The following is a 13,671-nucleotide window of genomic DNA, read 5'->3' on the forward strand; positions in this document are numbered from 1 at the left end:
CGCGCACGTCGCCGGCATGCGCGCGATGCGGGACGCGACGCAGCGCCTCCCGCCTCAGAACCCGTAGCGCAGGAATCCGCCGTCCACGGCGATGCACTCGCCGGTGATGTAGCCGGCGGCGGGCAGGCACAGGAAGGCCACCGCGGCGGCCACCTCCTCCGGCTCGCCGACGCGACCCATCGGCGTGCGCAGCAGCACTTCGTCGAGATAGTCGGGATCGGACAGCTTGTCGGAGGTGCGGCGCGTGCGGATATACCACGGCGCCACCGAGTTCACCCGCACCCCGTCCTCGGCCCACTCGACGGCGAGGTTGCGCGTCATCTGGTGCAGCGCCGCCTTGCTCATGCCGTAGGGGGCGCCGCTGCGCACGTGGGTGAGGCCCGACACGCTGCCGACGTTGACGATGCTGGACGCGGCGTGCCGGGTCAGCAGCGGATGCGCGTAGCGCGAGAGTTCGAACGCACTGAAGAGATTGACCTCGAAGATCTCGCGCCACTCGTCCTCGGCATAGTCGTTGGCGGCGCGGGTGAGGTTGCCGCCGGCGTTGTTGACCAGGATGTTCAGCCCGTCGCCCTGGTCCTCGACCCAGTCCAGCACCTCGCGTCGCTGCTCGTCGTCGGAGACGTCGCCGATGAAGGCGCGGATGTCGCCGTCGGGGAACTCCTCGGCGAGTTCGTCGCGCGCCACCTCCAGCGCATCGCCGTTGCGCGCGACGATCAGCACCGTCGCGCCGAAGCCGAGCAGCTCGCGCGCGATCGCGCGGCCGATGCCTGCGCTGCCGCCGGTGACCAGCGCGAGTTGTCCATCGAGCCGCCAGCGATGCGGATCCATTTTCGCGCGTCCAAGACCGGGTCGAGCCTAGGATAGCGCCTGACCGCCCCAGGAGAACCCGATGGACAGGATCGCCAGACCCGTCGTGCTCGCCTCCGCCCTGCTGTGCACCGCCTGTTCGCCACCGCGGGAGCCGCCGAGCGAACAGCCGCCGGAGCCGCAGGCCGCTCAGGGCGTGCGCGAGGCCTCGTCGAAGACGATGAAGATCACCAGGTCCTCGTCGCCCAGCTGGCGCAACGCGTGGCTGTCGCCGTTGCGTGTGAGGATCGCGTCGCCCGCGCCCACCCCGCGCGCTTCGCCGTTGAGGACGAGTTCGCCACGGCCGGAGAGCACGTAGTAGATCTCGTCCTTGTCGTTGACGTGCGTGCCGATGCTCGCGCCCGGATGCAGCACGCGCTTCCGGAACACGACATCGAAGCCGGTGGCGTCGGCGAAGAACGGATAGGCGGTGGTGGTGCCGTCGCCTTCGTGCGGACCCGGCTGGGTCACCGCGATGTCCCGCTCGGCGACCACGGTCGAAGGCGACACCGCCAGAGGCGCCAGTGCGGAAATCGCGGCGCACGCGTCTGCCGTGACCGGCCTGACGGGTGCGTCCTTATCGGCCGCCTGCCAACCCGCGACGACCAGGCACGCGACCACCTGCGCGCCCGCGGCGCTGAAATGGGTGTCGTCGGCCTGGCGCTGCGTCGGCACGTGCATGAAGTACGGCTTCGAAGCCGCGTCGCCGAGGCCGCGCAGCCAGTCCATGCTCGACGCGTTGAGGTCGACCAGGACGACGCCCTCGCGACGGGCGAACTCGCGCATCGCCTGCGGATAGGGACCGTGGGTGTCGAGCAGTTGGGCGCCATCGAACTTGCGCCGCGCGACCGGCGTCACCAGCACCGGCGTGGCACCGCGCGCCCGCGCCAGCGCCACATAGCGCATCAGCCAGGCCGGATACGCTTCGGAAGGATCGTTGTATCGCGCGGGATCCTCCACCTTGGCATCGTTGTGCCCGAACTGGACCAGCAGCACGTCGCCCGCGCGCAGCTCGTCCGCGATCGCGTCGAGCCACCCCTGTTCGACGAAGCTGCGCGCGCTGCGCCCGCTCTGCGCGTGGTTGCGGACCTCCCAGCCTTGCGCGAGCCACGGTTGCAGCCGCATCCCCCAGCCTTCGCGCGGCGCACGCTCAGCCGGGTAGGCGCTCGCCGTGGAATCGCCGGCGACGAAGACGCGACGCGGTTCTCCGGCAGTCGCGGTCGCGGCGGCGAGGCACAGGCCCGACAGGAGAACGGGGATCGATTTGTGCATGCTCATCGCGGACCTCCGCTGCGGATGCGGCGCGCCGCCCGTGGCAACCGCCTGCGGGCAAGCCGTTGTCGGCCGGCAGGCCGCGCGCCGGTTGGTGGCGACGTCCGTCGCGGGCTGAAAAAAGGAACGGGCGGAGAGAATTCCGCCGGGGAGGACGCCAATCCTCCCGCCCGTTCCGGAGAGAACCTCAGCGCGCCAGCCAGCCACCGTCGACCGGGATCACCGCGCCGTTGACGTAGTCCGAAGCGCGGCTGGCGAGGAACACCGCGGTGCCGCCGAGATCCGACGGCTCGCCCCAGCGCCCGGCCGGTATGCGGTCGAGGATCGCCTTGTTGCGGTCGGCATCGGCACGCAGCTGCGCGGTGTTGTCGGTGGCCATGTAGCCGGGCGCGATCGCGTTGATGTTGATGCCCTTGCTGCCCCACTCGTTGGCGAGCAGCCGGGTGATGCCGGCGATGCCGCTCTTGGATGCGGTGTACGAGGGCACGCGGATGCCGCCCTGGAACGACAGCATCGAGGCGATGTTGATGATCTTGCCGCTGCCCCGGGCGATGAAGTGCCTGCCGGCGGCCTGCGACATGAAGAACGCGGACTTGATGTTGACGTTCATCACGTCGTCCCAGTCCTTCTCGCTGAAATCCACCGCGTCGGCGCGGCGGATCAGGCCGGCGTTGTTGACCAGGATGTCGAGCCCGCCGAGCCCGTCGACGGTCTCCTTGACCAGCCGTTCGACCGGCTCGATCGAGATCAGGTTGGCCTCGAGGTCGAGGAAGCGGCGGCCCAGGGCGCGCACCTTCTCGCCGGTTTCGGCCGCCTCGACGATCCCGGCGGCGGCGATGTCGGCGCCCGCTTCGGCAAGCGCCAGGGCGATGCCCTGGCCGAGCCCGGTATTGGCGCCGGTGACCAGCGCGACCTTGCCTTCGAGACTGAAAGGATTGCCTGCCATGGTGTTCGGTTCCTTGCGTGGGTTGCGCGACGGAGGGGGTTACTTGAGCTGGCAGATTTCCAGCACGTGCATGTCGGTGTAGTCGAGGTTCTCTCCACCCATCGCCCAGATGAAGGCGTAGTTGCTGGTGCCCGCGCCCATGTGGATCGACCAAGGCGGCGAGATCACCGCTTCGTCGCTGCGCATCACGATGTGGCGCTGCGCATCGGGCTGGCCCATGAAGTGGTAGACGCGGTCGTTCTCGCCCAGGCCGAAGTAGAAGTAGACCTCGCTGCGGCGGTCGTGCAGGTGCGGCGGCATGGTGTTCCAGACGCTGCCGGGCTTGAGCACGGTCAGGCCCAGCAGCAGTTGCGAGGACCGGCAGGTGGCCGGCACGATGAACTGGTAGATCGTGCGTTCGTTGCTGGTCTCCAGCGCCCCGCGATCGAGTGCGACGGCATCCTTGATCGAGAGCTGCTTCGTCTCGAAGCGCGCATGCGCCGGGGTCGAGGCCAGGTAGAACTTCGCCGGATTGGCCGCATCGTCGGAGGAGAACGACACGTCCTGGCTGCCCATCGCGACGTACAGCCCGTCCTTGGGGCCGAGCGCGTAGCGGGTGCCGTCGACGGTGACCGTGCCGGCGCCGCCCCCGACGTTGATCACGCCCAGTTCGCGCCGCTCGAGGAAGGGGTGGCCCTTCGTGGACTCGGGCTCGGTCTGGCGCGGCAGTTCGACCCCCTTCGATACCGGCGCGGCGCCGCCGATCACGAAGCGCTCGTTGTGCGAATAGTTGAGCTGCACCGTGTCCGCCACGAACAGGTCGCCGACCAGGTAGCGGTCGCGCAACTGGTCGTTGCTGGCGCCGTCCATCATGTCCGGATGGGTGGCGTGGTAGGTCTTGCTAAACATGGCGTCGCTCCTGGATGCGGGCCCGGCCGCAGCCGGGCGTGTATCGATGGCCCGATTCTACGGAATCGGGTAACCGGTGTCATTTTGCGCTGCGGCACCGCGCCGTAGCCCGGATAAGCGCAGCGCATCCGGGACCGGCTTCCCGACAACTTCATGCCCCCGGCGCGCCGGCAGCATGCGCGGTTCGAGTCCACACCACCGGAATCCCTGCGCGGATCCGGCCCGACGGCGCCGCACCATCCACCGGATTCGATATCCCCGGATGCGCTGCGCTTATCCGGGCTACGCGGGGGGCTGGCAGGAGTCGCGGATCACCAGGTGCGGGCGAACGCTCGACAGCGGACGTGCGCCGCCATCGGACTGCAGCAGCATGGCGGCGGCCATGCGCCCGGTGTCGCGCGTGTCGCGGCGCACCGAGGTCAGTGGCGGCCACAGGCGCGAGGCCAGCGGGCTGTCGTCGTAGCCCACCACCGACAGATGCTTGGGGATCTGGATCCCCGTGCGCAGTGCCACGCGGTAAACGCCCGCGGCCATTTCGTCGTTGCCGCAGAAGATCGCGGTGGGCCGCTTCTTCGCACCGAGCAGCTTCTCGGCAGCGGCCACGCCCGACTCGAAGGTGTAGCCGGCCTCGACCAGGCGCGACGGCGGCAGCTCGATGCCGCGCCGCTGCAGCGCCCCGACGAAGCCGTGGGTGCGCTCGATCGCCGAGCGGTATGCGGCCGGGCCGGTGATCATCGCCACCTCACGGTGGCCCAGCGACTGCAGGTAGTCGGCCACTTCCGCCGCGCCGTCGCGGTCGTGGGTGACGACCATCCGGTCGGTGGCGTCGAGCGCCACCGCGGCGATGCGCGCGTAGCGGCAGCCGACGTCGTCCAGCATGTCGGCCAGGGCCTGGTCCTCGGAGACGCGCGGCACCAGCATCACCCCGTGCAGCTTCTGCTGCTGCACGAACCGCCGCACGCCGTCGACATAGTTCGGACTGCGGCTGTCGCAGGGATGCACCACCAGCTCGAACCCCGAGTCGCGCAGCGCGTCGAGCGCGCCGTACTGGATGTCGACGATGTACTGCGCGGTGGGGTTGTCGTAGATCATGCCGATCAGGAACGAACGGCGGAACGCCAGGCCACGCGCCATCGGATCGGGCACGTAGCCCACGTCGCGCATCAGCGTCTCGACCTTCTCGCGCGTGTCCGCGCGCACCAGCGGCGAGCGGTTGATGATCCGCGACACGGTCTTCTTGGACACGCCTGCGAGGCGCGCGATGTCGTTGATGGTCGCAGCCTTGCCCCGGGGAACGGGCCTGGCTTCGTCTTGCTTGCTGGTTCGCGGCATGTCGTGTCCCGCCGGCTGATACCGGTGTCGGGATCAGTCTAGCGCGCGGTCGCCCGGAAATGCGGCCATGCGGGGTCGCGCGACCCCGTGCAAGGGGGCACGGGCCGGGCGGCTCACGCGCGCAGCAGCGTCGGCAACCACAGCGACAGCTGCGGGAACAACACCACCGCCAGCAGCACGGCCAGGCCCGCCAGCCAGAACGGCCAGATCGAACGCAGGCTTTCGGCGATCGTGATCTTGCCGATCGCGGTGCCCACGAACAATACCGAGCCCACCGGGGGCGTCACCAGGCCCAGGCCGCCGGTCAGCACCAGCACCATGCCGAAATGCACCGGGTGGATGCCGTAGGCCTTGGCCACCGGCAGGAAGATCGGGGTGCAGATCAGGATCATCGGCGCCAGGTCCATGAAGGTCCCCAGCAGCAACAGGATCAGCACGATCAGCAGCAGCACCGCGTACCTGTCGTCGGCGATCGCCTGCAGCGCCTCGACCGCCGCCACCGGCACCTGCAGGTAGGCCAGCATCCAGCCGAACGCGGCCGCGCAGGCGATCACGAACAGGATCACGCCGGTAGTCCGTGCCGCATGCACGATGGTCTCGAGGAACATCCGCCAGCGCAGCTGCCGGTACAGCACCACGGTCACCAGCAGGGCGTACACCACCGCCACCGCCGCGCTCTCGACCGCGGTGAACACGCCCGCGCGGATGCCGATGAAGATCAGCGCCACCAGGCCCAGGCCGGGCAGCGCCGACACCAGCCGCAGCAGCACCGTGCGCAGGCCGGGAAACGGTTCGGTGCCGTAGCCCCTGCGACGCGCCACCACGTAGCCGGTCAGCATCATCGCCGCCGTCATCAGCAGCGCCGGCAGGATGCCGCCGGCGAACAGGTCGGCGATCGAGATGCCGCCACCAGCGGCCGCGGAGTACAGGATCAGGTTGTGCGAGGGCGGCACCAGCAAGGCCACCAGTGCGGCGGTGATGCAGACATTGACGGCGAAATCGCGGTCGTAGCCGCGCTTGACCATCTGCGGGATCATGGTGCCGCCGACCGCGGACACGTCCGCGATCGCGGATCCGGACACGCCACCGAAGAACAGCGACGACAGCACCGAGACCTGCCCCAGGCCGCCGCGCACGCGTCCCACGAGTCCTGCGGCCAGCGCGATCAGACGTTCGGAAATGCCGCCGCGCATCATGATCTCACCGGCGAAGATGAACAGCGGAATCGCGATCAGCGAGGCGGTGCCGATGCCCGCGCCGACCTGCTGCGCCAGCACCACCGACGGCAGGTCCAGATACAGCAGCGTCAACAACGAGGCGGCGGCCAGCGCGTAGGCGACCGGGACGCCGATCACCAGCAGCACGATGAATACGCAGAACAGGATCGCGATGCCCATGGGTCAGCCCTCCCCGCCGTGGCCGCGCACGATCCCGGGCAACCTCGCCAGCGCGAACAGCACCATCAGCGCGCCGCCGAGCGACAGCGGCAGGAACCCGATGCTCTGCGGCATCGGCGCGCCGGCGATGCGCACGTCCAGCGCGTCGAACAGCAGCACCGCGCCCCACACCGCCAGCACCGCGCCGATCCCGGCGATCACGAGCACATTGATCGCGTCGACCACACGTCGCACATGCGGCCGCATGGCATCGGCCAGCAGGCTGAAGCTGAAGTGGCGGCGGGTGTGCACGCCCGCCGCCGCGCCGAAGCTCATCGCCGTGCTGAGCAGCAGCACGGTGACCGGCTCGGTCCAGCTCGGCGAGTCGTTCAGCACGTAGCGCGCGACCACCTGCCAGCCCTGCACCAGCACCAGACCCGCCAGTGCGGCCGCGGCGATGGCGATGGCGATGCCGGCGATCCGGTCGAGCACGCCCGGGGCGCCTGCAGGCGTCGGGGCGGTGCCGGCGTCGGTTTCGGTTTCGCGGCGGCTGTCCGGTCGTCCCGTCATCTGCGTCCTCATGCGGTTGCGCGGATCCGCGCGTACAGCGCGTCGATGCGCGGATCGCGGCGGTACTCCGCGAGCAACGGCGCGGCCGCCTCGCGGAAGGCGGCGATGTCCACCTCGTTCGCCTCGATGCCCGCGGCCAGCACCTGCTGGCGTGCCGCGGCCTCGGAAGCGTCCCAGGCGTCGCGCATCACCGTCACCGAGCGCCGCGCGGCGTCGCGCAGCCGCTCGCGGTCGGCGGGATCGAACGCATCCCAGGTCCGCTGCGACAGCAGCAGCACGTCCGGCGCGTACGAATGCTCGCTCTGCGACCAGTAGCGCGCGGCCTCGAAGTGGCGGCTGGAGTGGAAGCTGCGGATGTTATTCTCGGCGCCGTCGATCATGCGCGTCTCCATGCCCGAGTAGACCTCGCCCAGCGACAGCGGGGTGGCATTGGCGCCGAACTGGCGCAGCAGGCGGATGAAGATGTCCGAAACGGGAACGCGGATCTTCATTCCCTGCAGGTCGGCGGGCGTGCGGATCGGGCGCCGCGCGTTGTAGAAGCAGCGGGCGCCGGAGTCGTAGATCGCCAGCCCGACCAGACCGCGTTCGGAGAAACCGTCCAGCACCGCCTGGCCGACCTCGCCGTCCATCGACCGGCGCATGTGCGCGACCGAATCGAACACGTACGGCAGGCACAGCGCCCGGGTCAGCGGGAAGGCGTTGTTGAGTGCGCCGCTGTAGACGCGCGCGAAGTCGATTGCGCCGAAGCGGGCCATGTCGATCGCCTCGGCCTCGCGGCCGAGCTGGCCCGAGTGGTAGAGCCGGATGCGCAGCCGGCCCTGCGTCTGGCGCTCCAGCGTTTCGCCGATCCAGCGCACGGCCTGGACCGTGGGATAGTCGCCGACGTGCACGTCGGTGGCGGTCAGCGAACCGCCGCGGCCCGCAGCCAGCGCCGGCACCGCGCCCGTGGCGGCCGTGGCGGCCGTGGTGCATGCTGCGCCGAGGCCGGCAGCGATGAAGCGACGCCGCTTCATGCGGAGTCGCCGCCCGCGGCAAATGGGGTGGCGGCGACGACATGTCCGTGGATCGTGCCGTGTTCGCCGAAGTCCACCCGCACCCGCTGGCCCACGCGCACATCGTGGATGCCGGTGGCGTTGCCGGTCGCGATCAGGTCGCCGGCCCGCAACGGACGGCCGCGGCGCGCCGAGCGCGACAGCGCGAACGCATAGGCCGCCAGCAATCCACCGGGCAGCAGCATGGCGCCGCCGGTGCCGACGCGCTCGTCTTCGATCCAGCATTCCGCGACCAGCTCCTGCTCGGGGATGTCGCGCCAGCGCGCGATCTCAGGCCCCACCACCAGGCCGTTGTTGTTTCCGAAATCCGAGACCACCACCCGCGGCCCGAGCGCGTTGATCGTCGCCAGCGGGCTGCTGGCGATCTCCAGGCCGATCGACAGCGTGGCCGGCAGCGCCGCGGCCTCGGCCGGCGTCCAGTCCAGCTTGCCGGCAGGCGCGTCGGCCTCCAGGCGCAGCACGTATTCGGCCTCGATCGCGCCGAAGCCGCCGGAGAACACCGGCAGCACGGCATCGTCCACCCGGGTCGACACCTGCCGCTGGTAGATAGGACCGAGCAGGCGATCGTCGCCCGAACCGTCCCGGCGCTCGGCGCCGATGTAGCCGACCTTCCAGCCGGCCACGCGATCCGGCCAGCGCGCGATCGCGAGATCCTGGACCTTGTACGCCGCGACCAGGTCGTCGGGAATGGCGCCCGGGAAACCCGGCACGCTGCGACCCTGCAGCCGCGCCTCCACGAACGTGTCGGCGATGGCCGCGGCGGCGGCGTGCTCGGTCGAGTCCTTCGATGTTTCGGTTTCGCTGCTCAAGGCCCCTCCGGATGATGTTGCGGTGCAGATCGCCGCAGGCCGGTTGTCCTTGTAAGGTAAACCGGTGTCATCTTCAATGTGCAGTGCGGCAAACCGGTGGACATTCTTCGGCCGGCCGCCCGATCCGACCCGCGATGGAGCCTTCCACATGACCCCGATCCGCCGACTGCCCGCCTGGTTCGCCCTGCTCGCCTGCCTGCTCTGCCTGACGGTCCCGGTGCCGGCCGCCGAACCGTCCAAGCCGGCCTTCCCCGGCGCCCAGGGCTGGGCCGCACACACGCCCGGGGGGCACGGCGGCCAGCTGCTGCGCGTCACCACGCTCGCCGCCGATGGTCCCGGATCGCTGCGCGCCGCGGTCGAGGCCAAGGGCCCGCGCATCGTCGTGTTCGAAGTCGGCGGCGTGATCGACCTGGGCGTGCAGACCCTGCGCGTCACCGAACCCTTTATCACCATCGCCGGCCAGACCGCGCCGGCGCCAGGCATCACCCTGATCCGCGGCGGCATCGACATCGCCACCCACGACGTGATCGTGCGCCACCTGCGCGTGCGTCCCGGCGATGCGGGGAAGCCGAGGCGCAGCGGCGTCGACTTCGATGCGATCTCCACCGTGCGCGCAGAGAACGTGATCGTCGACCACTGCTCGCTCACCTGGGGCACGGACGAAGGCCTGTCCGCGTCGGGGACGCGCTTCATCGAGGGCGGGAAGACGCTCGAAGACTTCCGCAAGGGCACCTCGCGCCGCATCACCTTCAGCAACAACCTGATCGCCGAGGGCCTGGCCCATTCCAGCCACGGCAAGGGCGAGCATTCCAAGGGAACGCTGGTGCACGACCACGTGCAGGACATCCTGATCGTCGGCAACCTCTATGCGCACAACTACGAACGCAACCCGCTGTTCAAGGGCGGCGTCTCGGGCCAGGTGCTCAACAACCTGATCTACAACCCCGGCGCGCGCGCCGCGCATTACAACCTGATCGCGGAGGAATGGCTGGGCCACGAGTACGCGACCGGCGCGATGATCCTGCGCGGCAACGTGCTGCGCGCCGGCCCGGACACGCGCAAGCTGGCCCTGTTCATGATCGGCGGTTCGGGCGACGTCGACCTGTTCCTCGACGACAACCTCGCCGTGGACACGATCGGCGAGAAGACCATTCCCGACGTCGGCCGCTACACCACCGCGCCGGCCCAGGTGAACCTGTTGAAGTCGGCGCCCGCACTGCCGTTCGGGGTGTCGCTGTTGCCGTCGGCAAGCGTGCAGGACGCCGTGATCGAGACCGCTGGCGCCACGCCGTGGAACCGCGATCCGATCGACCGGCGCATCGTGGCCGACGTCATCGAGGGCCGCGGTGCGATCATCGACAGCCAGGACGAGGTCGGTGGCTACCCGGCCTACGCCGAAACCCGCAAGCCATTCGTCGAAGCCGAATGGAACCTCGAGACGATGGAGCCGCTTGCCGGCTACCAGCGCGGCGAACCGCTGCGCTGAGCGGCATGCGATCGGCACGTCGCCGCCTCCTGCTTGCCGCCGCGGGCGGCATCGGCGCTGCGCTGGTCCCCGTCACCGGCGCGTTCGCCGCACCGTCGCCCGCGCATGCGCTCGCCCGCGTACGCGGCGGCCGCGTCGCCGGCGAGCGGGCGCATGGCGTGCACGTGTTCCGCGGGCTGCGCTATGGCGCCGATACCACGCAACGACGCTTCCTGCCGGCGCTGCGCGAGCCGCCCTGGCGCGGCGTGCACGACGCGACCGCGTTCGGCGCGTCAGCGCCGCAGCGCGGCGGCGACGGACCCGGCAGCGAGGACTGCCTGTTCCTCAACGTGTGGACGCCCGCGCTGCGCGACGACGCGCGACGCCCGGTCCTGGTCTACCTGCACGGCGGTGGCTACAACACCGGCTCGGGCAGCGATCCACTGTACGACGGCACGCGCCTGTGCCGGCGCGGCGACGTGGTGGTGGTCACGCTCAACCATCGCCTCAACGCGTTCGGCTACCTGCACCTGGCCGAGCTGCTGGGTCCGGAGTACGCGGCTTCGGGCAACGTCGGCCAGCTCGACCTGGTGCAGGCGCTGCGCTGGATACGCGAGCACGCACTGGAGTTCGGCGGCGATCCCGGCAATGTCACCGTGTTCGGGCAATCGGGCGGCGGCGCCAAGATCGCCACGCTGATGGCGATGCCTTCCGCGCGCGGCCTGTTCCATCGCGCCTGGACGATGAGCGGCCAGCAGGTCACCGCCGCGGGACCGCGCGCCGCCGATGGACGCGCCCGCATCTTCCTCGACGCGCTGGGGCTGCAGCCGGCGGACGCGGCTCGTCTGCGCACCCTGCCCGTCGGCGCGCTACTGCAGGCGCAGTCGGTGCGCGACCCGTCCCGCATCGAGGACACGGCGCTGTACTTCGGACCGGTAGCCGACGGCGAGGCGTTGCCGCGCCACCCGTTCTGGCCGGATGCGCCGCCGCAGTCGGCGCGACTGCCGATGGTGATCGGCAACACCCGCGACGAAACCCGCGCCTTCCTCGGCAGCGATCCGGCGCACCACGCGCTCGACTGGGACAGCCTCCCCGAGCCGTTGCGCAGGCACCAGTATGTGGATCTCGATCCCGCCCTCGTCATCGCCGGATACCGGCGCATGTATCCGCGTTACACGCCGTCCGAGGTGTTCTTCGCCGCGACCACCGCCGGCCGTTCCTGGCGCGGCGCGCTTGAGGAACTCGAGGCGCGCGCACGCGACGGCCACGCCAATACCTGGGCCTACCAGCTCGACTGGTACCCGCGCGATGTCGATCCGGACGGACGGATGCGTGCCTTCCACACGCTCGACATCGCGCTGGTGTTCGACAACATCGCGCAACCCCACGCACGCACCGGCACGTCCGGCGACGCACAGCGCGTTGCCGACGCGATGGCCGATGCGCTGCTCGCCTTCGCCAGGAACGGCAACCCGGGCATCGGCGCGACCGCGGACTGGGCGCCCTGGTCGCAGGAACGCGGCGAAACGATGGTGTTCGCCGATGCGCCTCGCATGGCGTTCGATCCGCGCGGCGACGAACGCCGGCTCTACCGACAAGCGCCGTTCGTCCAGCGCGGCACGCTCTAGAGCCGCGCCGGACCAGAACCGGCCAGGAGCGCTGGCACCTCGGCGACTCGCCGTCATCGCAGGCTTGACGCGCGTCTGCCACGATTCCCGATTCGCCCGCCGCTCGGACGCGGCACGCGCACGTCCGCTCAATCGAACGGGCCCGCCCCGCGCGCCACCATGGCCGGCACCTTCGAGGTCGGCGCCACCGGCCCGTGCAGTACCGGCACCCAGTCCACGCCCGCCACCAGCGTATCGCCGTTCGCCGCATTGAACGCTGCGAGCACGTCGACCGCATTGCGCGCGGTCACGCCATTCACGTAGCTGCCCTCGGCGTGGATGCTCTGGCCGTTGAAGCGCTCGATGAACAGGTCCGGCGTCACCGCCCCCGGCACACGGAAGTGGTTGTTCTCCGCGAAGATCTGCGACTCGACGCCCACGCCCCAGCTGTAGCCGTAGCGCACCGCCCCCGCGGCCGTGAGCACGTAGGCGTTGTTGTAGACATGCACCTGTCCGTAGCGCACGCGCGGCACGCGCTGGTCGAGGTCCTCGAACAGGTTGTGGTGCAAGGTCAACCGCAGCTTGCCGCGATCGGCGCTCGCGCCATCCGAGGAGCCGACCAGCATCGCCTTGTCGTGGTCGCGGAAGTGGTTCCAGGAAATGGTGACGAGATCCGAGGCGTTGGTGACGTCGAGAAAGCCGTCGTGCACCTGGTAGAGCCGGCCGAAGTACACCGGCAGGCGGTCGTCCGCGGTCTGGATGTCGGCGAAGCGGTTGTGGTCGATCCACACGTGCGTGGCATTGCGCACCGAGATGGTGTCGTACAGGGCGTTCCAGTTGCCCTGTGCACCGTCGCCCGGCGACCACTGCGGAAAGCAATCGAACGTATCCTCGAACGTGAGGTTTCGGATGATCACGTTCATCGGCGTGTTGCCGCTGGTGCTGCCCGGGCGGATGTCGAACCAGGCGCCGCGCACGCGCGCGTCGCCGCCGACGCCGACGATGGTGGTGTTGGCGGGGATCCGGATGCGTACGCGCGACTGTTGCGCCGCGGCCGAGGCCGCGCGTGCCCGCTCCAGCGGGCCGTCGGGATCCACGCGGCCCCAGGTCGCCGGGTCGTACGCGGCGAGGAAGGCATCGAGCGAGTACGGCGTTCCGGATTCTGGATCGGCGCGATGGTAGTCGCTGCACTGCAGCGCATCGCCCTGCGCGTCGACATTGGCATCGAGAACGCCCTCGATCTCTATGATCTTCGGCGTGGCGTCGGGATAGGCGAGCGCGGCGACCAGCGCGTTGCGGTCGCGCACGCGGTGCACGCGCGAAGGCTGCGCCGCGGAACCGCCGGTGGTGCCCTGCGGCAACGCATCGGTGGGCAGGCTCGCCCACCCGTCGCCTGCGGCGATCGGCTGGCGGCCGAGGCTGGATGGAGACGAGGCCGTCGCGGACAGCGCGCATAACGCTGCGAGGGACAGGACGACCGGCAGCAGGTGCCTGGTGGTGTTCAT

At 70.1% G+C, this 13,671-nt stretch carries 12 protein-coding genes; 2 read left to right on the top strand and 10 right to left on the bottom strand.

From position 1 onward, the window contains the following. Positions 1–54: 54 nt before the first annotated feature. The 9 genes from JMO03_RS19820 to JMO03_RS19860 all read right to left on the bottom strand — a co-directional run bounded on the left by JMO03_RS19820 (position 55) and on the right by JMO03_RS19860 (position 9,094). A complete protein-coding gene (locus JMO03_RS19820) occupies positions 55–831 on the bottom strand; it encodes an SDR family oxidoreductase (RefSeq protein ID WP_202845482.1) in 777 nt (258 codons plus the stop codon). A gap of 168 nt (positions 832–999) precedes the next feature. Continuing rightward, positions 1,000–2,121 (bottom strand): GDSL-type esterase/lipase family protein, encoded by a 1,122-nt coding sequence (locus JMO03_RS19825; protein ID WP_425491871.1) that lies wholly within the window; start codon positions 2,119–2,121, stop codon positions 1,000–1,002. A gap of 187 nt (positions 2,122–2,308) precedes the next feature. After that, entirely contained in the window at positions 2,309–3,067 is a 759-nt protein-coding gene (gene kduD / locus JMO03_RS19830; protein ID WP_202845484.1) for a 2-dehydro-3-deoxy-D-gluconate 5-dehydrogenase KduD, read from the bottom strand. Positions 3,068–3,106: 39 nt separating this feature from the next. Continuing rightward, entirely contained in the window at positions 3,107–3,955 is an 849-nt protein-coding gene (gene kduI / locus JMO03_RS19835; RefSeq protein ID WP_202845485.1) for a 5-dehydro-4-deoxy-D-glucuronate isomerase, read from the bottom strand. Positions 3,956–4,237: 282 nt separating this feature from the next. Beyond that, complete coding sequence (locus tag JMO03_RS19840; RefSeq protein ID WP_202845486.1) at positions 4,238–5,287, bottom strand: LacI family DNA-binding transcriptional regulator; 1,050 nt, start codon at positions 5,285–5,287, stop codon at positions 4,238–4,240. Between the two features lie 113 nt (positions 5,288–5,400). Beyond that, positions 5,401–6,684, bottom strand: coding sequence for a TRAP transporter large permease (locus tag JMO03_RS19845; protein ID WP_202845487.1), 1,284 nt, complete (start codon positions 6,682–6,684; stop codon positions 5,401–5,403). A 3-nt stretch (positions 6,685–6,687) separates the two neighbouring features. After that, positions 6,688–7,233: a TRAP transporter small permease gene (locus JMO03_RS19850; protein WP_202845488.1), complete on the bottom strand. Its 546-nt coding sequence runs from the start codon at positions 7,231–7,233 to the stop codon at positions 6,688–6,690. A gap of 8 nt (positions 7,234–7,241) precedes the next feature. After that, entirely contained in the window at positions 7,242–8,246 is a 1,005-nt protein-coding gene (locus tag JMO03_RS19855; RefSeq protein WP_202845489.1) for a TRAP transporter substrate-binding protein, read from the bottom strand. After that, on the bottom strand, positions 8,243–9,094 hold the full coding sequence (locus tag JMO03_RS19860; RefSeq protein WP_202845490.1) for a 2-keto-4-pentenoate hydratase: 852 nt from the start codon (positions 9,092–9,094) through the stop codon (positions 8,243–8,245). The genes JMO03_RS19855 and JMO03_RS19860 overlap by 4 nt, the downstream gene beginning before the upstream one ends. Before the next feature lie 148 nt (positions 9,095–9,242). Here JMO03_RS19860 and JMO03_RS19865 point away from each other — a divergent pair, with 148 nt between their 5' ends. Both JMO03_RS19865 and JMO03_RS19870 read left to right on the top strand, forming a co-directional pair. Next, positions 9,243–10,580 (top strand): pectate lyase family protein, encoded by a 1,338-nt coding sequence (locus JMO03_RS19865; RefSeq protein WP_202845491.1) that lies wholly within the window; start codon positions 9,243–9,245, stop codon positions 10,578–10,580. Between the two features lie 5 nt (positions 10,581–10,585). Then, on the top strand, positions 10,586–12,187 hold the full coding sequence (locus tag JMO03_RS19870) for a carboxylesterase/lipase family protein (protein WP_202845492.1): 1,602 nt from the start codon (positions 10,586–10,588) through the stop codon (positions 12,185–12,187). A gap of 128 nt (positions 12,188–12,315) precedes the next feature. Here JMO03_RS19870 and JMO03_RS19875 read toward each other — a convergent pair whose 3' ends face one another. Next, positions 12,316–13,671, bottom strand: a complete 1,356-nt coding sequence (locus JMO03_RS19875) for a pectate lyase family protein (RefSeq protein ID WP_202845493.1) — start codon at positions 13,669–13,671, stop codon at positions 12,316–12,318.

It is taken from the genome of Luteimonas saliphila (assembly GCF_016774335.1).
GTDB classification, from domain to species: domain Bacteria; phylum Pseudomonadota; class Gammaproteobacteria; order Xanthomonadales; family Xanthomonadaceae; genus Luteimonas; species Luteimonas saliphila.